Annotated in this window: 16 protein-coding genes; 11 read left to right on the top strand and 5 right to left on the bottom strand. The window is 71.7% G+C overall.

Features of this window, described 5'->3' with window-relative positions; genetic code table 11:
* Positions 1 to 13: 13 nt before the first annotated feature.
* Positions 14 to 1,588: an N-acyl-D-amino-acid deacylase family protein gene (locus ABT342_RS01145; protein ID WP_351565111.1), complete on the top strand. Its 1,575-nt coding sequence runs from the start codon at positions 14 to 16 to the stop codon at positions 1,586 to 1,588.
* A gap of 56 nt (positions 1,589 to 1,644) precedes the next feature.
* Here the strand turns inward: ABT342_RS01145 and mptB are convergent, their stop codons facing one another.
* Both mptB and ABT342_RS01155 read right to left on the bottom strand, forming a co-directional pair.
* Positions 1,645 to 3,129: a polyprenol phosphomannose-dependent alpha 1,6 mannosyltransferase MptB gene (mptB, locus tag ABT342_RS01150; protein ID WP_351565114.1), complete on the bottom strand. Its 1,485-nt coding sequence runs from the start codon at positions 3,127 to 3,129 to the stop codon at positions 1,645 to 1,647.
* Between the two features lie 71 nt (positions 3,130 to 3,200).
* Complete coding sequence (locus tag ABT342_RS01155; protein ID WP_351565116.1) at positions 3,201 to 4,337, bottom strand: pyridoxal phosphate-dependent decarboxylase family protein; 1,137 nt, start codon at positions 4,335 to 4,337, stop codon at positions 3,201 to 3,203.
* Between the two features lie 114 nt (positions 4,338 to 4,451).
* On the opposite strand from ABT342_RS01155, the gene ABT342_RS01160 reads away from it, so the two are divergent.
* The 4 genes from ABT342_RS01160 to ABT342_RS01175 all read left to right on the top strand — a co-directional run bounded on the left by ABT342_RS01160 (position 4,452) and on the right by ABT342_RS01175 (position 9,076).
* Entirely contained in the window at positions 4,452 to 6,158 is a 1,707-nt protein-coding gene (locus tag ABT342_RS01160) for a hypothetical protein (RefSeq protein WP_351565118.1), read from the top strand.
* Between the two features lie 87 nt (positions 6,159 to 6,245).
* Positions 6,246 to 6,950 (top strand): MFS transporter, encoded by a 705-nt coding sequence (locus tag ABT342_RS01165; protein ID WP_351565120.1) that lies wholly within the window; start codon positions 6,246 to 6,248, stop codon positions 6,948 to 6,950.
* Positions 6,951 to 6,977: 27 nt separating this feature from the next.
* Positions 6,978 to 7,580, top strand: a complete 603-nt coding sequence (locus tag ABT342_RS01170; protein ID WP_351565122.1) for a DUF6082 family protein — start codon at positions 6,978 to 6,980, stop codon at positions 7,578 to 7,580.
* Positions 7,581 to 7,693: 113 nt separating this feature from the next.
* Complete coding sequence (locus ABT342_RS01175) at positions 7,694 to 9,076, top strand: cytochrome P450 (RefSeq protein ID WP_351565125.1); 1,383 nt, start codon at positions 7,694 to 7,696, stop codon at positions 9,074 to 9,076.
* Here ABT342_RS01175 and ABT342_RS01180 read toward each other — a convergent pair.
* Entirely contained in the window at positions 9,042 to 9,674 is a 633-nt protein-coding gene (locus ABT342_RS01180; protein WP_351565128.1) for an alpha-ketoglutarate-dependent dioxygenase AlkB, read from the bottom strand. The two genes, ABT342_RS01175 and ABT342_RS01180, sit on opposite strands and share 35 nt — an antisense overlap.
* Before the next feature lie 137 nt (positions 9,675 to 9,811).
* On the opposite strand from ABT342_RS01180, the gene ABT342_RS01185 reads away from it, so the two are divergent.
* On the top strand, positions 9,812 to 11,050 hold the full coding sequence (locus tag ABT342_RS01185) for an alpha/beta hydrolase family protein (protein ID WP_351565131.1): 1,239 nt from the start codon (positions 9,812 to 9,814) through the stop codon (positions 11,048 to 11,050).
* Between the two features lie 100 nt (positions 11,051 to 11,150).
* Here ABT342_RS01185 and ABT342_RS01190 read toward each other — a convergent pair whose 3' ends face one another.
* Positions 11,151 to 11,513 (bottom strand): hypothetical protein, encoded by a 363-nt coding sequence (locus ABT342_RS01190; RefSeq protein ID WP_351565134.1) that lies wholly within the window; start codon positions 11,511 to 11,513, stop codon positions 11,151 to 11,153.
* A gap of 181 nt (positions 11,514 to 11,694) precedes the next feature.
* On the opposite strand from ABT342_RS01190, the gene ABT342_RS01195 reads away from it, so the two are divergent.
* A complete protein-coding gene (locus ABT342_RS01195) occupies positions 11,695 to 12,513 on the top strand; it encodes an arylamine N-acetyltransferase family protein (RefSeq protein ID WP_351565137.1) in 819 nt (272 codons plus the stop codon).
* 38 nt (positions 12,514 to 12,551) lie between these two features.
* Here ABT342_RS01195 and ABT342_RS01200 read toward each other — a convergent pair whose 3' ends face one another.
* Positions 12,552 to 13,826, bottom strand: a complete 1,275-nt coding sequence (locus tag ABT342_RS01200; RefSeq protein ID WP_351565140.1) for an RNA-guided endonuclease InsQ/TnpB family protein — start codon at positions 13,824 to 13,826, stop codon at positions 12,552 to 12,554.
* 176 nt (positions 13,827 to 14,002) lie between these two features.
* Between ABT342_RS01200 and ABT342_RS01205 the strand changes: the two genes are divergently transcribed.
* From ABT342_RS01205 to ABT342_RS01220, 4 genes are all read left to right on the top strand, one after another.
* Positions 14,003 to 14,590, top strand: coding sequence for a hypothetical protein (locus ABT342_RS01205; RefSeq protein WP_351565143.1), 588 nt, complete (start codon positions 14,003 to 14,005; stop codon positions 14,588 to 14,590).
* A gap of 95 nt (positions 14,591 to 14,685) precedes the next feature.
* Positions 14,686 to 15,897, top strand: a complete 1,212-nt coding sequence (locus tag ABT342_RS01210; RefSeq protein ID WP_351565146.1) for a pyridoxal phosphate-dependent aminotransferase — start codon at positions 14,686 to 14,688, stop codon at positions 15,895 to 15,897.
* Between the two features lie 90 nt (positions 15,898 to 15,987).
* Positions 15,988 to 16,374: an SCO4983 family protein gene (locus ABT342_RS01215; RefSeq protein ID WP_351565149.1), complete on the top strand. Its 387-nt coding sequence runs from the start codon at positions 15,988 to 15,990 to the stop codon at positions 16,372 to 16,374.
* A gap of 230 nt (positions 16,375 to 16,604) precedes the next feature.
* A complete protein-coding gene (locus tag ABT342_RS01220; protein ID WP_351565152.1) occupies positions 16,605 to 17,678 on the top strand; it encodes a hypothetical protein in 1,074 nt (357 codons plus the stop codon).
* The last annotated feature ends 4 nt before the right edge of the window (positions 17,679 to 17,682 follow it).

Below are 17,682 nucleotides of genomic sequence, written 5' to 3' on the forward strand. Positions count from 1 at the left end.
GGGCCGCGTCGGCATGGACCTCGTCATTCGCGACGCCCGCGTCATCGACGGCGGCGGCGGGCCCTCGTACCGCGCCGACGTCGGCATCGACGCGGGCCGGATCACGGCGATCCGGCGGCAGGGGGAGGACCGGCTCACCGGCCGCCGCGTCCTCGACGCCCACGGCCTCGCCCTCTCCCCCGGCTTCATCGACATGCACGCGCACAGCGACCTCGCGCTGCTGCGGGATCCCGACCACAGCGCGAAGGCCGCGCAGGGCGTGACCCTCGAAGTCCTCGGCCAGGACGGGCTGTCGTACGCGCCGGCCGACGACCGCACCCTCGCGGAGGTCCGCCGCGCGATCACCGGCTGGAACGGCGACGGCGCGGACATCGACTTCGACTGGCGGACCGTCGGCGAGTACCTCGACCGGCTGGACCGGCAGGGCATCGCGGTCAACGCCGCCTACCTCGTCCCGCAGGGAACGGTACGGATGTACGCCGTCGGCTGGGACGACCGCCCCGCGACGGAGGCCGAGACGCTGCGCATGAAGCAGCTCGTCGCCGAGGGCATGGAGCAGGGCGCGGTCGGCATGTCCTCAGGGCTCACGTACACCCCCGGGATGTACGCGAACGACTCCGAACTCACCGAGCTGTGCCGCGTGGTGGCCTCGTACGACGGCTACTACTGCCCGCACCACCGCTCGTACGGCGCCGGCGCGCTCGAAGCCTACGACGAGATGGTCGGTCTCACCCGCGAGGCGGGCTGCGCGCTCCATCTCGCCCACGCCACCATGAACTTCGGCGTGAACGAGGGCCGCGCGCCCGAGCTGCTGAGCCTGCTCGACGCGGCCCTCGACGCGGGCGCCGACATCTCCCTCGACACGTACCCGTACACCCCCGGCTGTACGACCCTCGTCGCGATGCTGCCGAGCTGGGCGAACGAGGGCGGGCCGGAGGCGGTGCTCGCCCGGCTCCGGGACGACGGGACCGCCGACAGGATCCGCCACCATCTCGAAGTCGTCGGCTCCGACGGCTGCCACGGCGTCCCCATGGAGTGGGACACGATCGAGATCTCGGGCGTCGCCCACCCCGGCCTCGCGGACCTCGTGGGCCGCCGCCTGGACGGCTGGCCGACCGCCCGCCGCCTCCTCGTGGAGGACCGGCTCGGCACGACGATCCTCCAGCACGTCGGCCACGAGGAGAACGTGCGCGCGATCATGCGCCACCGTGTGCACACCGGCGGCAGCGACGGCATCCTCCAGGGCGACAAGCCGCATCCGCGCGCGTACGGCACCTTCCCGCACTACCTCGGCCGGTACGCCCGCGAACTCGGCGTCCTCTCCCTGGAGGAGACGGTCCACCACCTGACCGGAAGGCCCGCGGCTCGCCTCCGCCTGCCCGACCGGGGCCACGTACGCGAGGGCCACCGCGCCGACCTGGTCCTCTTCGACCCGGACACGGTCGCGGCGGGCTCGACCTTCGAGGCGCCGAGGACGCTGCCGACCGGTATCCCGCACGTGCTGATCGACGGCCGGTTCGTCATCGAGGACGGGCGGCGCACGGACGTCCTGGCGGGCAGGTCGGTGCGCCGCCGAGGCCGGTCGTAGGGTGCGCCTGGTTCCGCCGGGTGATCGCCGGACGGGCCCTAGGGGGACACCATCTCCTACGACCTGGGCACCGGCGTGCCGGCCGGCGCGGTCGACTGCGCGGGGATCCTGGGGCGGGGGCCCGACGCGGGCGGCGCGGGGTGGCGGCGCAGGGCGGTGACGGCGAGCAGTGCCGCGACGGCGCCGAGGACGAAGCCGTACGGCGGGGTGTGACCCGAGGGCTGGGTCTCGTACACCAACGCCACGGAGAGGACCATCAGGACCTGGGCGGTCCGCCCCCGCCACGCCATGGCCGCGGCGACCGTCGCCATGCCCCACAGCAGATACCAGGGCTGCACCATCGGGGAGAGGGCGACCAGTGCCAGCAGCGACAGCCCGAGGGCGGGGACGGGGTGCAGCCGTCCGCGCAGGGAGCGGTACGCCAGGAAGCCGATCACCACGAGGGCGGCGGCGAGGCCGAGGCTCTGGACGAGGGCCTTGACCGCCGCCGGGTCCGTCCCGGCGACGAGCCGCGCCAGGTGCCCGGCGGCCAGCCCGATGTCGCTGGTGAGGGAGAGCGGGGTGTGGATCGTCGCGGCCACGCTCTGGGTGCGCAGCCAGCCGAACCCGGTGCCGCCGAGCACGGTGCTCCCAGCGGCGACGGCCGCCGCCACCAGGCCCGGGACGACGAACGCCTTCGCCGCGCGGAGGATCAGCGGACCGCGCCCGTCGCGGCCGGCCCGCATCACGATCACGCCGATGAAGAGCAGGGCCACGGCGGCCGGCGACTTGACCATGATCGCGAGGGCGACGACCGCGCTGCCGAGCAGCCACCGCCCGCTCAGGGCGCAGACGACGCCGGTCAGCATGAGCCCGATCATCAGCCCGTCGTTGTGCATGCCGCCCACGACGTGCATCAGCAGGAGCGGGTTGAGGGCGGCCAGCCACAGGGCCCGGCTCTCACTCGCGCCGCACTCCACGGCCAGGCGCCGTACCGCCCAGACGATCAGCGCGAGCGCGCCCACGGCCAGCAGCCGCATCCCCGCCACGGCGGGCACGATCGCCCCGCCCGTCGCCCACACCACGGCCTTTGCCAGGAGCAGGAAGACGGGCCCGTACGGCGCGGGCGTGTCGGTCCAGTTCCCGCCGACGCCGGCGGCGGCGTCGGCCCCCAGTGAGTGGGGGCCGAGCACCGACGGGCCGTGGGCGTAGACGTCGTGGCCTTCGAGGACCATCGCGCCCTGGGCGATGTAGCTGTAGACGTCGGCGCTGTAGAGGGGCGGCGCGAGCAGCAGCGGGGCGGTCCACCAGGCCAGGGTGACCAGGGCGTCGCGCGGACCGTGCTCCTCCTGGTGCTGGTACGCCCACCAGGCGAGGACCAGCACGGTCAGTCCGGCGTACGCCAGCACGGCGGCGGCGAGCGTCGTCGCCGGGCCGTAGGGGACCCACAGCCCCCACGGCTCCCGCGCGGGCAGCGTCCCGGCGGCCGTACCGCCCACCGCCATCGCCAGCGACCCGGCCGCTCCCAGCCGGCGCAGCCCGGCCGCACTCTGCATCCACATGGCCCGTTGGTCCGTCCCCACCCTGTTCGCGACCCTGTTCGCGTGGAGGGCCGAGCCTACCGGCAGCGCGGTCAGTCCTCCCGTACGTCCCGTACGAGGGAGTCGAGGATCTCCCGGACCGTGTCCTCGCCGATGTCCGGGTGGAGGAAGGCGAGGCGGGCGACGGTCTCGCCCTCCCACACGCTCGGGGTGATGAACGCCGTGCCCGCCGCGAGCAGCCGCTTCGACCAGGCGTAGTAGTCCTCCGGGCGCCAGCCGACGCGGCGGACGAGGACCACGGTCAGCTCGGGCTCGCGGAGCAGTTCGAGGCCCTCGGTCCGCTCGACCAGACGGGCCGTGCGGCGGGCCATGTCCGCGCCACGGGCCACGGCGTCACGGTAGGCGTCGGTGCCGTGGACGGCGAGGGAGAACCACAGCGGCAGGCCGCGCGGGCGCCGCGTGAGGTGGTACGCGTAGTCGCTCGGGTTCCATGCGTGGTCCTCGTCGGCGGCGCCGGCTCCGTCGGCGCCGTGGATGGCGTCGAGGTACGAGGCGTCCTGGGTGTGGACGGCGCGGGCCGGCCGGGGATCGCGGTAGAGCAGGGCGCCGCAGTCGAAGGGCGCGAACATCCACTTGTGCGGGTCGACGACGAGCGAGTCGGCGTGCTCGATGCCGCGCAGCTTCTCCCGCAGTTCGGGGACGAACAGGGCGGCCCCGCCGTACGCGGCGTCGATGTGCAGCCACAGATCACGGGCGCGGGTCTGCTCGGCGACGCCGGCCAGGTCGTCGATGATGCCCGCGTTGGTCGTGCCGGCGGTGGCGACGGCGGCGACGACCGGCGCTCCACCGTCGTGCTCGGCGGCGTCCAGGGCCGCGCGGAGGTTCTCCCCGGTGAGGCGGTGGTCCGCGGTGGGGACGACGAGGGGCTCGACGCCGAGGATGCGCAGGGTGTTGCCGACCGAGGAATGGACCTGGTCGCTCACCGCGATCCGGACGGGGGCGCGCTCGTCGAGGCCGCGGCGGTGGCGGCCGGTGTCGCGGGCGACGACGAGCGCGGAGAGGTTGCCGGCCGAGCCGCCGCTGACGAAGCAGCCGCCCGCCGTGGCGGGCAGGCCGGCCAGGTCGGCGAACAGGCGCAGCACCTGGTTCTCGGCGGCGACCGCGCCGGATGCCTCCAGCCAGGAGACGCCGTGCAGGGAGAGGGCTGGCCATTGGCCGAGGTTAGCCATTTCGTCCCCCGTGCGGGTGATCGAGGCTAGTTCATGAGGCCGGGTGACGGTGTGAGCGGCATGGTGGGTGGCGGTTGCCGGGAGGGCTCAAGCACTGGAGGGAGGGGTCTGCTGGTGGCAGGTGGGAGGCGCGAACTGCGCAAGCTGGCAGATCCGTTCACAGTGGAAGCGCCGTCGGGGGCGCGAATCCGTGACCGGCTGCGGTTGATCGCCTCCGACGAGGAGGTGCTGCAGCTGGTCGGGGTGCATCTGGGCCGACTCGCGCGGGCCGATCTGGCTGAGCGGGTGCGCATCGGCAGTGTGCCGGTGAAGCAACGGCGGCGGGCAGAACGTAAACGCGCGCTGACGGCGCTGTCCTCGTCCCGGTGGGCGGGTGCGATCACGCGGGCATCGGAGGACCAGTACCAGCTGGCGATGCGCTGCCTGTACGCCGAGCGGGCCGGGCTTCGGCGCACAATCGGGAAGATCACGGCCCGGCTGGCCGTCCCGTGCGGGCGGCGCGTGGTTGGGGTGCGTGGCTACGCCGATCAGAACGAGCGTGCCCAGAAGCAGCGCCGCCTGCGGGTGCTCATGGTCAGGCTGGCCGGGGTCGAGGCCCGGATCAAGCAGGGTCGCCCGGCCATCGTGGTGGGCGGGCGCCGCTTGGCGAAGGTGCGGCATCATCTCGACAGCGCGGGCATGAGCGCCGCGCAGTGGCGGGAACAGTGGGACGCGGCTCGGATGTTCCTGACCGCCGACGGCGAAAGCGGTGCGCCGCACGGCAACTACACGATCAGCGTCGACCCCGCCGACGGATCCGTGACAATTGTGCTGCCGGAGCCGCTGCCGCAACTCGCGAACGCACCCAGGGGCCGCTACCGATTGGCCGGCACCGTCACCTTCTCCCACCGCCGCGAGGAGTGGCTGGACCGCGTCACCGCGCACCGGGCCGTGCGCTACGACATCGCCTACGACCCCGAACGCGGGCGCTGGTACCTCGACGCCTCCTGGGCCACCAGCACGACCCCACTGCCGACCCCGGCCGAGCTCGCCGCCACCGGGGCCCGGCTGTTGGGCGTGGACCTCAACGCGGATCATCTCGCCGCCTGCGTCATCGACCCGCACGGCAACCCGATCGGCCGACCCGTGACCATCACCACCGACCTGACCGGTCCCGCATCCCGCCGCGACGGACGGCTCCGCGCCGCGATCACTGAACTGATCAACCTCGCCCACGAGCACGGCTGCGCCGGTTTTGCCATCGAGAACCTCGGCTTCGCCGACGCCCGCGCCACCGGGCGGGAGACCATGGGCCGCGGCGCACGGGGCAAGCGGTTCCGCCGCACCGTCGCCGGGCTACCCACCGCCCGCTTCCGCGAACGCATCCGGGGCATGGCCCACCACGCCGGACTGGTCGTGATCGCGGTCGACCCGGCCTACACCTCCCGCTGGGGGACCCAGCACTGGCAGGCCCCACTCCAGCAGCAGACCAGGACCATCACCGTCACCCGGCACCACGCGGCCTCGGTGGCGATCGGCAGGCGCGCCCTGGGACACGGGATGCGGCGTCGGTCAGGTGTGACCGCCCACGACCAGAGGATCGTGCGGCGGAGAACTACCGGCCAGACCGCACCCCCACCCAAGGCACGCGGGACCACGGGCCCGCCCAGGACGGTGCGCACGCCACACCAAGGCGACAAGACGCAACCGCGCCGAAGCGACCAGCCCGTGCCACTCCCCGTCTCCAGGACCGTTCGGGAGACACCCGGTGCAGGACATCAAACCCTGCCCGGTACACAGCGAATTGGCCAACAGCGGCCGACATCGCGAGGATCGGTATGAACGCCAGGGACGCTTGAGAACGGTCGGCTCGTGCGCCTCGGAGTAGTGCGCAGCACGTCAGCCGCCGTCCGTAGTTCCGATCCGGTCGTGTCCTTGGTCGGTCTCCTCATCCGCCACTCCATGGACGAGTCCCCGGAATTCGAGGCGGCCCGCAAGGCCGAGGCCGCCCGTGAGAAGGAGGCCGCGCCCTTCGTGGTCGTCCTCCGCGACTCCTGGAAGACCCTGCTGCTCGCCTCCGGCGCGTTCCTCATCACCATCGGCGGCTACTACGTGACCGTCACCTTCATGTCGACGTACGCCGTCACCGAACTCGGCTTCACCGACGCCCAGACGGCGGGCGCCGGCACGGCCGCGTCCGTCGTCGTCATCATCTGCACCCCGCTGGCCGCGCTCCTCGCCGACCGCTTCAGGCTGCGCAGGGTGACCCTCACGGGCATCCTGCTCCACGTGCTCGTCGCGTTCCCCATGTTCTGGGCCGTCGACACCCGTACGGTCGCCGGACTGTGGCTGGCCATGTGTCTGCCGATGCTCGCCAGCACCATCGCCTACGTCTCGATCGGCACCCTGATCTCCGGCTGGTTCGCCCCGCGCGTGCGCTACACCGGCCTGTCCGTCGCCTTCCAGACGGCGGGCCTGCTCGGCACCCTGGCACCGGCGGCGGCCACCTGGCTGTTCAGCGCCTCGGGGAAGTCCTGGACGCCCGTCGCCCTCGCCTTCGCCGCGACGGCGCTGGTCAGCGCGGTCAGTCTGGCGGCCGCGGCCCGGGTTCGGCATGATCGGCCGCGTTCGTAGGCAGTCGCAGACGGGGGCGGGACACAGGTGAACATACGCACGACGGTCAGGGCGGCGGGCATCCTCGCCGCCCTGACGGCTCTCCTCGGCCTCGTCTTCCTGTCCCCGTTCGCGCTACGCGCCTTCGGCACGGGAAACGGCGACGAATGGAAGCGCCTGAGCGAGATCGGCCAGACGTACGGAGCCGCCTCGGCCGTCGTGTCGGCGTTCGCCCTCGGCGGCGTGGCCGTGTCGCTGCTGGTCCAGGCGCGGCAGGCCAGGGCCGACCAGATCCAGGCCATCCGCGGCTTCCACCTCGAACTCATGCGGATGCAGCTGGACGACCTGCCGCTCTACCTCCCCTGCTGGGGCCCTCTGGACCTGCCCACGGACGACGCCAAGCGGCAGCACATCTACACCAACCTCATGGTCCAGTACGCATGGATGGGCTACGAGATCGGCACCATCCCCGAGCCCTTGCTGCGCGACATGCTCGCCGGCATGTTCCGGGGCGACGTGGGGCCGCGATTCTGGGGGATGGCCCGTGGCGCGTGGGCGGCGGCGACGGAAGGCAGCGCACGCGGGCGGCGGTTCGTCCGGATCATCGACGAGGAGCACGCGAGGGCGGGGCGAGCGTCGGAAACTCCATGAGGCTAGTGCACCCTGTCCTGAATCAGGCCTCATTGCCGCCGAGTTGACCTGCGACCGAGCGTACGTCCGGCACAATCGGCGTCACAGTCGCCGCAGCCGACCAAGGGGAGCCCATGACCACCACCGGCACGGAGATTCCCGGCCCGGCAGGCGTGCCCCTGCTCGGATCGATGTTCGACCTCAAGCGGGACTCACTCGGCACGTACCTGAACGCGCAGCGCGCGTACGGCGACGTCGTCAGGATCACGGCCGGGCCGCCCGGACTGCGGGTGGAGCTGTACGGGGTGTTCTCGGCCGAGGGCGCCCAGCAGGTGCTGGCGACCGATTCGGCCAACTTCCGCAAGGACAACGCCTTCTACCAGGAGGTCCGGGAGTCGTTCGGCAACGGTCTGCTGACCAGCCAGGACGAGGACTACCTGCGCCAACGGCGGCTCGTGCAGCCGCTGTTCACCCGCCGCCGGGTCGACGGCTACGCGGAGGCGATCACCGCCGAGACGGCGACGTTGCTGTCCGGCTGGGCCGACGCGCCGGACGCCACCGTGGATGTCGTCGGCGAGATGACCCGCCTCACACTGCGCGCGGTCGCGCGCATTCTCTTCGGCACGGACGTCGAGGCCGCCGTCCACGTGGTGGAGCGGTGCTTCCCGGTCATCGGGGAGTACACGCTGCGGCGCGGTTACTCCCCGGCCAACGTCCCGCGCGACTGGCCCACCCCGGGCAACCGGCGCGCCGCCGCCGCGATGCAGGACTTGTACGGGGTGTGCGACCGGATCATCGAGGAGCGGCGGGCGGAGGGGGACGCGGCGAAGGGCGACGACCTCCTGACGCTGCTCGCGCAGGCCGGGAGCGCGGAGGACGGCAGCCTCGACCCGGCCGAGATCCGCGACCAGGTGCTGATCTTCCTGCTGGCCGGGCACGAGACGACGGCGACCTCGCTCGCGTTCGCGCTGCATCTGCTGGCCCGCCACCCCGAGGCGCAGAAGCGGGCGCGGGCCGAGGTCGACCGCGTACTGGCCGGGCGCACTCCCGAGGCGTACGACCTGGACGCGCTCCCGTATCTGACGCGGGTGCTGAAGGAGGCCATGCGGCTGTACCCGGCGGGCCCCGTCATCGGGCGGCAGGCCGTCGAGGCCGCCGAGATCGGAGGGCACACGATCCCGGCCGGGGCGGATGTGATCGTGGCGCCGTGGGTGACGCACCGGCACCCGCGGTACTGGGAGGAGCCGGAGCGCTTCGACCCGGACCGGTTCGCTCCGGAGGCGGAGAAGGCGCGGCCGCGGTACGCGTGGTTCCCCTTCGGGGGCGGGCCGCGGGCCTGCATCGGGCAGCACTTCTCGATGCTGGAGTCGGTGCTCGCGCTGGCGATGATCCTGCGGGAGTACGAGCTGACGGCCGTGGACCTGGACGTCCCGGTCGACACGGGGATCACGCTGCGGGCGACGGGGCCTGCGCGGTGTGTGGTCAGTTCACGCCGTGCGGGCGGAACTGGACGCTGATCCTGGGCCCGACCGCCCGCGCGGTCTTCGGCACCGCGTGCTCCCAGGTCCGCTGGCACGACCCGCCCATCACGACCAGGTCCCCGTGACCGAGCGCCCTGCGGACGGCGGCGCCGCCGCCGTGGCGGGGCCGTAGCACCAGGTCGCGGGGGGACCCGACGGAGAGGATGGCGACCATCGTGTCCTCGCGCGAGCCGCGTCCGTGCGTGTCGCCGTGCCAAGCGACGCTGTCGTGGCCGTCCCGGTAGTAGCAGAGCCCGGCCGTCGTGAACGGCTCCCCGAGCTCGGCGGCGTAGTGCGCGGACAGCGCGTCCCGCGCCTCGGCGAGCACCGGGTGCGGCAGCGCGTCCCCCTCCCGGTAGTACGCGAGCAGCCGGGGCACGTCGACCTCGCGCTCGTACATCTGCCGCCGCTCGGCCCGCCACGGGACACCGTCCGCCAGCAGCTCGAACAGCTCGTCCGCGCCGGCGAGCCAGCCGGGCAGCACGTCGAGCCAGGCGCCGTCGCCGAGCGGGGTGCGGCGGACGGCGGTCAGCGGGCCGAGGCGGATCTCGTCGGTCTGGTCGAAGAGGGAGGGTTGGAGGGGTGGCGCGGCCATGGAATCCAGCGTAACGAAGAAACCGAACGTTTGCGCTAATCGGTCGGCCGAGAGTCACGCGCCCCTGCCGAAAGTAGGGGTCCGTCGTTGCCGTTCGCCCCATGAGCGGGACGGCGCGGGAAACGTAGCGTCGCCGCATGATCTCGCTCAGGGAACGACTCACCCGGCTCTCCGACAGCAAGGCGGCGGTCGCCCGTCGCGCTTCGATCGCCGCGGCCCTCACGCTCGGCCTGTCGATGCCGCTGGCGGGGGTGGGGATGGCCGATGCCCCGACCCCGCAGTCCGTCCGCACGCAGGACTCCGAACAGGCTCCCGCCACCCGGCTCGAACTGCTCCGCCCGACCGGGCCGTACGCGATCGGACGCGACACGCTGCACCTCGTCGACAACGACCGCCGCGACCCCTGGATGCCCCAGGCGGGAGCGCGGGAGCTCATGGTGTCGATGTACTACCCCGCACGGCCCGGCACGGGCGACTCCGCGCCGTACATGACCACCGAGGAAGCGCGACTGCTGCTGAAGGGCCTCCGGCGGGACGGGGTGATACCGACGGAGACGGTCAGCACGACCCTGACCCACGCGCGGGCGGCCGCCCGCCCCCTGCCCGGCAGATTCCCGCTGGTGGTGCTCTCACCCGGCTTCACCATGCCCCGCGCCACGCTCTCCGGTCTCGCCGGGGACCTGGCCAGTCGCGGATACGTCGTCGCCACTGTCGATCACGCCTACGAGTCCTTCGGCACGCTCTTCCCGGGCGGGCGGATGCTCACCTGCGCCGCCTGCGCACCGGTCGACGCCGGCGGCGACGCCGGATACAAGGCCGCCGCCGAAGGCCGGGCCAAGGACATCACCTTCCTCCTGGACCGGCTGACGGACCACCGCCCGGCGTGGCGGCACGCCCGGATGATCGACGCGCGTCGCATCGGAGCGGCCGGGCATTCCATCGGCGGCAACAGCGCCGCGCAGACCATGGCCACCGACCGGCGGGTGCGGGCCGGAGTGAACCTGGACGGGTCCTTCTACGCCCCGGTGCCCACCTCGGGCCTCGAAGGCCGGCCGTTCCTGATGCTCGGCACGAAGGCCGACCACAGCCCCGGTGTCGGCAGCCCGAGCTGGGACGGCGACTGGGCGCGCCTGGACGGCTGGAAGCGCTGGCTGACCGTGGCCGACTCCGGGCACCTCTCCTTCACCGACCTGCCGGTGCTCGGCGGACAGCTGGGGCTGACCGATCCCTCGGCACCCCTGCCGGGACGACGCTCCGGGGAGATCACCCGTGATTACGTGGGGGCCTTCTTCGACCAGCATCTGCGCGGCATTCGGCAGCCTCTGCTCGACGGACCGTCGACGGCCAACCCGGAGGTCGAGTTCCAGCGGCCTTGAGCTGACATCGGGAAGCGGCGCGGGGGCGGGCCGTCGCGGTCACGCACGAGTCGGCGCGGATACGTCTCCTTGCGCGCGGTTCGGCCACGGCACCACACAGTCAACCATCCGTCGGGTCCACCCAGTCGTCCGTGCCGCCCAGCACCTCGACCAGGCCGAGTCCGTCGTCGTCGGCCTCCGCGGACCACCGGTCGTAGGTCGTCTCCCACAGCGGGGCGAGCTGCAGAGCCCAGTGCAGTCGGTAGCGGTGCGTGAAGGTCGGCTCGCCGGGGTGCTCGATGATGAGCCGTTGGTACAGCAGGCCGGCACGGTGCCGCACCACCGCGTCGTCCCGGACGGTGATCTGCCGCTTGCCGATGGTGAGCACGGTGCGATCGCCGACCCGGCGGAGCTCCGCCCGCGGCCTGCCGAGCTGTCCGGACCAGATGAGTGTGCCGTGCGGTCCGGTGGGTCGGGCTTCCAAGGGGCCACTCCGTTCGTCTGGAGACCGGGGCATGGGGCGGCCCGGGTGGGCGGGACGGCCGCCTCGAACAGGGTGTCCCCTGTCATGGACGACTCACAAGGATCGATGGCCGCAGCAGCCACCTCGGTCCGGACGACGGGACACCGTCGTCCGGTCGCACGTCCTTGCGTACTGTCGAGCCATGACTATTGATCTTGACGCGTACCTCCGCCGCATCGGCTGGACCGGGGAACGCCGCCCCACGGCGGACGTCCTGCGTTCCGTGCACCGTGCGCACATGCTGGGCATCCCGTTCGAGAATCTGGACCCGGTGCGCGGCACGGCGCCGTCGCTCGCGCTGCCCGACCTGGAGGCGAAGCTCGTCGGCGGCGGGCGCGGGGGCTACTGCTACGAGCACAACAGCCTGTTCGCGGCCGCCCTGACCGCCCTCGGCTTCCGGGTCACGCTGCTCGCCGCGCGCGTCCTGGTCGGGGCCAAGCCCGAGGACGTACGGCCCCGTACGCACATGCTGATGCTCACCCACGTGCCGGGCGAGCCGGTGCCGTACGTGAGCGATGTCGGCTTCGGCAGCATCGGGGCCCTGCTGGAGCCGCTGCCGCTGGTCGCGGACGCGGAGCTGCACGACTCCCCGCGCCGGCACCGGCTGGTGACCGCGCCGCACGACGGGCCGCTGGAGCTGTGGAAGCTCCAGACGTACGACGTGGTGGAGGACGGCTGGGAGGACCAGTACGCCTTCACGGTCGAGCCGTTCGAGGCACCGGACTACGAGGTCATCAACTGGCACATCGCGACCAACCCGCGCTCGCCGTTCTCGAAGCTCGTGTACGTCCAGCGCACCCTGCCCGACGCCCATCTCGCCCTGACGGGCCGTAAGTTGACCGAATCGGCCCCCGACGGCTCGCGCAAGGAGCGGGAGCTGGCGGACGCGGACGAGGTGCTGCGGGTGCTCGCGGACGACTTCGGCATCCGGCTGCCGGAGGGGACGCGCCTGCCGGAGTGAGCGCGCCGCCCGGCTCGATAGGGTGACGATCATGCGTGTCAACCACTCGGCCGTAAAAGACCGAGCTTGCTGACTCGGCGAGTACGACTCCGCTTATGCTCCCGACTGCCCCCTACGACAGGATGGTCACGGGTCACATCTACCGGTCCCGGCTGCGCCGGGACCGGAACGGGCATGTTGACGAATACCCACGCCGAGCGTGCCCGTTGGCGCACGTTGACCCCGGCGACGTGATCGGCGGACCCAGCGAGGCCGCACCGACGACAGCAGAAGTGATCCCGCGAGGGGCGATTGCTCCTCGCGGTATGTCCGCAGCGCGGGCAGCGCTGCGAGGTGTAGGCCGGGTCCACCTCAATGAACGGCACACCGGATTGGCGTGCCTTGTAGGCGATGAATCCGCCGAGCTGGTGGAACGGCCAGGACGACAGTCGTGCTCGCTGGTCGCGGGAAACCGTGACCCGCTCGCGAATGCCCTGGAGTTCCTCCAGAGCGATACCGCGCTCGGTGCGTTGGGCGACAGCAACGATGGTCCTGGCCACCTTGTGGTTGACGTGGGTGGCATGGCGGGCTTCCTTCCTCGCCCGCTTCTTGAGGAGCTGCCTCGAGGAACGTGTGCGCTTGGCCTGGATCTCGGCCCGCTTACGGGCCTGCCAGCGCCGGTACCGGCCAAGGCGGCGGCCTTGGTGGTTGTCCCCGTCGCTGGTGGTGGCCAGGTTGACGATCCCCCGGTCCACGCCGATCCAGCCCTTGGGCGCGAACACCTCGGGCTCGGGAATGTCAACGGTGGCGATCAGTAACCACTTACCGTCCCGCATCACCAGGTCGGATTCGCCCCGGCGGTACTCAGTGAGCTGCTTGAACGCCTTCGCGGAGCAGGCGAAGCGGACGTTCTTGATCCGCCCGTCCAGGGTCCAGATGCTCACGGTCTTGCCGTCGTAGTTCCACGACAGACACCGGTCGTCGTACGTGTGCGCGGCGTGCGAGCGGAAGACGATCGGCTTGGACTCGGCCTTACGACGGCGCTTCGATCCCTCGGGCCCGAGGTTCCCGGCCCGGATGTTTGCCCCGAGTGTGGTGTAGGCGTCGGCCACCCGCTTGATGATGTGCTGAGCGGCCTGCGCTCCGAACCCACGGGCCTTCAGCTCGCCGTAACACAGCTTCCGCAGCTCACGGACGCTGCCCTTGAGACCGAAGCGCTCGAACGACACGGCGGATACCCAGTTCGCCTCGTCGTTGATCGCAGGCAGGGTGCGCTCAAACGCCGGTGCCTGCACGGCATCTGGTATGAGTTTGACCTGCACCACGAGCTTCACCCGACCAACCTAGACGCCACCACTGACAACAGCCGAAAGCGCAGGTCACACCAGATATGCATCGAACTCCGGCGCTCCGCGCCTCCGGAACCAGGATGCGATTCCTCCCGGGCGGGAACGCCGGGGTTCCTCGCAAGAACAGGCTGAAGATCGTTGCAGCAGTCATAGCCGGTGCCGTGGTTCTGTCGGCCACGGGATGCTCGGGCTCGGGCAAGGGCTCCGGCGACGCCGGGAACAAGGCCCCGGAGCGTCCCGTGCTGCCGCAGGCGGTGCCCAAGCCGACGACGCCGCTGCCGGGCGGGGAGCTCCAGCCGTCCCCGGCGAGCGACGCCGGGTTCCACGAGAACCTGGCGTACGACCTGCGCCGCAAGACCCTCAACATGGCGGGGACCTCGGGGGAGACCACCGCCGAGTGCCCGAAGGACGTGGGGTCGAAGGAGGGTGCGAAGGCGACCTGCACGAGCACCTTCGAGGGCGTGGAGGTGGAGTGGGACGTGACCATCGGCAAGAAGTCGGGCTGGTCGGACAACTACGTGGAGTACCAGGCGGTCCCACGCCAGGGCGTCCTCGCCCGCGACGGCGCCGCGCGCCTGCTCTACGGCAACAACTCCGACATCGAACTCGTCCGCTGCAACAACATCCCCAAGGCCGTGCTGGTGCCCTTCGGCGTGAAGACGAAGTACACCTGCCAGGGTGTGATCAAGGGCGAACCCGGCCTGATCGAGGCGGCAAGGGTCACCGACGCCGGCCCCCGGTTCTACTGACGGTGAGCCCGGCCGCGGGCCGCCGGCGCCACCCGGGCCCCCGACGTGGTGGAAAACACGAAGCGCCCCGCCCGGCTCGCCCGTAAGCTCACGTCATGCAGGTGATCCAGTCGACGAAGCTCGCCAACGTCTGTTACGAGATCCGGGGCCCGGTGCTCGAGGAGGCTATGCGGCTGGAATCCGCAGGTCACCGCATCCTCAAGCTGAACACGGGGAACCCGGCGGCCTTCGGGTTCGAGTGCCCGCCCGCGATCCTCGAGGACATGCTCCGCAACCTCGGGGGCGCGCACGGGTACGGGGACGCGAAGGGCCTCCTCAGCGCGCGGCGCGCGGTCATGAGCCATTACGAGACCAAGGGCATCCCGCTCTCGGTCGAGGACATCTATCTCGGCAACGGCGTGTCCGAGCTGATCCAGATGTCGATGCAGGCGCTGCTCGACGACGGCGACGAGGTGCTCGTACCGGCGCCGGACTATCCGCTGTGGACGGCGTCGGTGGCGCTCGCGGGCGGGACGGCCGTGCACTACCGGTGCGACGAGCAGGCCGACTGGATGCCTGACCTGGGCGACATCGAGCGGAAGATCACCGATCGCACGAAGGCGATCGTGATCATCAACCCGAACAATCCGACGGGTGCGGTGTACGACGACGAGATGCTGCGGGGGCTCACCGAGATCGCCCGGCGTCATCAGCTGGTCGTCTGTTCGGACGAGATCTACGACAAGATCCTTTACGACGGGGCCACGCACACCCCGACCGCCGCGATCGCGCCCGATCTGATGGTGCTGACCTTCAACGGCATGTCGAAGAACTACCGGGTGGCCGGCTTCCGCAGCGGCTGGCTGGCCGTCTGCGGCCCGAAGGCCCACGCCTCGTCGTACATCGAGGGCCTGACGATCCTGGCGAACATGCGGCTGTGCGCGAACATGCCGGCCCAGCACGCCGTGGCGGCCGCGCTCCAGGGGCGGCAGTCGATCGAGGACCTGGTGCTGCCGGGCGGGCGGCTGCTGGAGCAGCGGGACGTGGCGTACGACCTGCTGACGCAGATCCCGGGCGTGACGTGCGTGAAGCCGAAGGGGGCGTTGTATCTGTTCCCGCGCCTCGACCCGGCCGTCTACAAGATCAAGGACGACCGGCAGATGGTGCTGGACCTGCTGCGGAGCGAGAAGATCATGGTCGTCCACGGCACCGGTTTCAACTGGCACGAGCCCGACCACCTGCGGATCGTGACGCTGCCGAACGCGAAGGACCTGGCGGACGCGGTGACCCGGATCGGGAACTTCCTGGACGGCTACAGCCAGCCGTAGTTCTCGTTCCGCTTTCTTACGACCGCGCACAACTTTAGACAGCTTCTAATGTAGGATGGCCTCCTGACAGTGCACAGGAGGCCGTCCACCATGTACGAACCGATCCGCGCCAAGTCGGTCCACTCGACGGCCGGCGCCACCGACTTCCCCCACCGCTCCCGCGAGGAGGAGCTGGACATCCAGCTCGCCGGCCACCTCGCGGCGCTCCTCGCCGTCACCGACGAGCTCGGCCTCGGCGCCGAGGCCGACCGCATCGCGGAGCAGGTCGCCCGCCTGCGCGGCGCCCCGCCCGCCCGGCACGCCGGACTGACCGGCGCCGACCCCGCCGCCCTGCACCACCGCGCGCTCGCCCTCGCCGGCCGCGCCCTGGTCGTCGCCGCCTCGCGCGCCGACACCGCCGCCGCGATCCTCTCCGCCGAGCGCATGGACGCCCACACCGCCGCCCTGCACGACGCGCACCTGGTCGGCGCCTCCTGACGGCCCCGGTCCGCGGGCCGCAGAGGCCCGCGGACCGGGTTGCCACTCCCCCGAGCCGGGGACGTTGCCACTCCCCCGTGCCGGGGACGTTGCCACTCCCCCGTGCCGGGGACACGGGCCCCGGACCGCTGCTCGGCCGCCGGGCGCCGTCGGCGTACTGCGATAAGCCCTTCACCTCCTGTACATCCGACTCCGCGAGGAATGTGTAGTTCCGCGAGCACGCTGCACCCGTGAAACGCATCGTGGGAATCGTCCTGGCGGTGCTGCTGATCGGCGGAGTCGTCTACGCCCTCGCAGCAGGCAACAACCAGGACCAGGGCACGGCAACGAAGACCGTGCGCGGAGTGATCGGATCGGAGAAGGCGGAGTTCTTCGCCGATCCCGACGTGGTGAAGGCCCTGGCCGACAAGGGCTTCACCGTGAAGACGGAGACGTCCGGCTCCTGGGACATGGAGCAACTACCACTGACCGGCCAGGACTTCGTGTTCCCGGCCGCCAAGGCCCCCGCCGACGAGCTGCGGAAGAAGTCGAAGATCCCGGGGACGCCACCGCGGCCGTTCTACTCGCCGCTCGTCGTCGTCGCGCACCGTGCCGCCGCCGAGGTCCTCGCGGGCAACGGGCTCGCGGTGCTGAGCGGCAAGTCCAGCGGGACCCTGCGCATGGGCCCGTATCTGGACGCCGCGAAGGCCGACCGGACCTGGCAGCAGCTCAAGGGCGCCGCCGGGCACGCCGAGCTGAGCGGCACCCTCTTCATCACCAGCACCGACCCGGTCGCGTCCAACTCCGGCGCGCTGTACCTGGCCGCGGCCTCCTACGTCGCCGACGGCGGCCGGGTCGCCGCCGACGACGCCGCCGTCGCGCGCACCGCGCCGCTGCTCAAGAAGCTGATCGCGGTGCAGGGCGCGCAGCAGACCGGGTCCGACGCCCCGTTCCGGGACTTCATCAGCGGGGTCGGCAATCCGCTGGTGCTCGTGTACGAGTCGCAGGTCGCCTCGCTGCTGGTGCAGAAGCAGAACGCCGGGGACCTGGTGGTGCTGTACCCGGACACCACCGTGTCCAGCGACCACACCCTCGTACCGCTGACGCCCGAGGGGCGGGAGCTCGGCGAGCTGCTCGGCACGGACAAGCGGCTGCGGGAGCTGGCCGTGCGGCACGGGTTCCGGCCGCAGGGCGCGGCGGCCGAGTTCACCGCCGCCACCGCGCCACACACCGACTTTCTCAACCAGACGCTGACCGGGATCCGCCAGGCGCCCGTGCCCACCTCCAAGGTGCTGCACGAGATGGCGCAGCGGGCCCGGTCGTAAGGGG

The organism is Streptomyces sp. NPDC000410 (assembly GCF_040300305.1).
In the GTDB taxonomy this organism is placed as follows: Bacteria; Actinomycetota; Actinomycetes; order Streptomycetales; family Streptomycetaceae; genus Streptomyces.

Excerpts from the sequence above, each read along its gene's own strand:
- ABT342_RS01215 (WP_351565149.1), top strand. The coding sequence starts at position 15,988 with ATGTACGAACCGATCCGCGCCAAGTCGGTCCACTCGACGGCCGGCGCC.
- mptB (WP_351565114.1), bottom strand. The coding sequence starts at position 3,129 with ATGTGGATGCAGAGTGCGGCCGGGCTGCGCCGGCTGGGAGCGGCCGGG.
- ABT342_RS01180 (WP_351565128.1), bottom strand. The coding sequence starts at position 9,674 with ATGGCCGCGCCACCCCTCCAACCCTCCCTCTTCGACCAGACCGACGAG.
- ABT342_RS01175 (WP_351565125.1), top strand. The coding sequence starts at position 7,694 with ATGACCACCACCGGCACGGAGATTCCCGGCCCGGCAGGCGTGCCCCTG.
- ABT342_RS01145 (WP_351565111.1), top strand. The coding sequence starts at position 14 with ATGGACCTCGTCATTCGCGACGCCCGCGTCATCGACGGCGGCGGCGGG.
- ABT342_RS01195 (WP_351565137.1), top strand. The coding sequence starts at position 11,695 with ATGACTATTGATCTTGACGCGTACCTCCGCCGCATCGGCTGGACCGGG.
- ABT342_RS01155 (WP_351565116.1), bottom strand. The coding sequence starts at position 4,337 with ATGGCTAACCTCGGCCAATGGCCAGCCCTCTCCCTGCACGGCGTCTCC.
- ABT342_RS01210 (WP_351565146.1), top strand. The coding sequence starts at position 14,686 with ATGCAGGTGATCCAGTCGACGAAGCTCGCCAACGTCTGTTACGAGATC.
- ABT342_RS01185 (WP_351565131.1), top strand. The coding sequence starts at position 9,812 with ATGATCTCGCTCAGGGAACGACTCACCCGGCTCTCCGACAGCAAGGCG.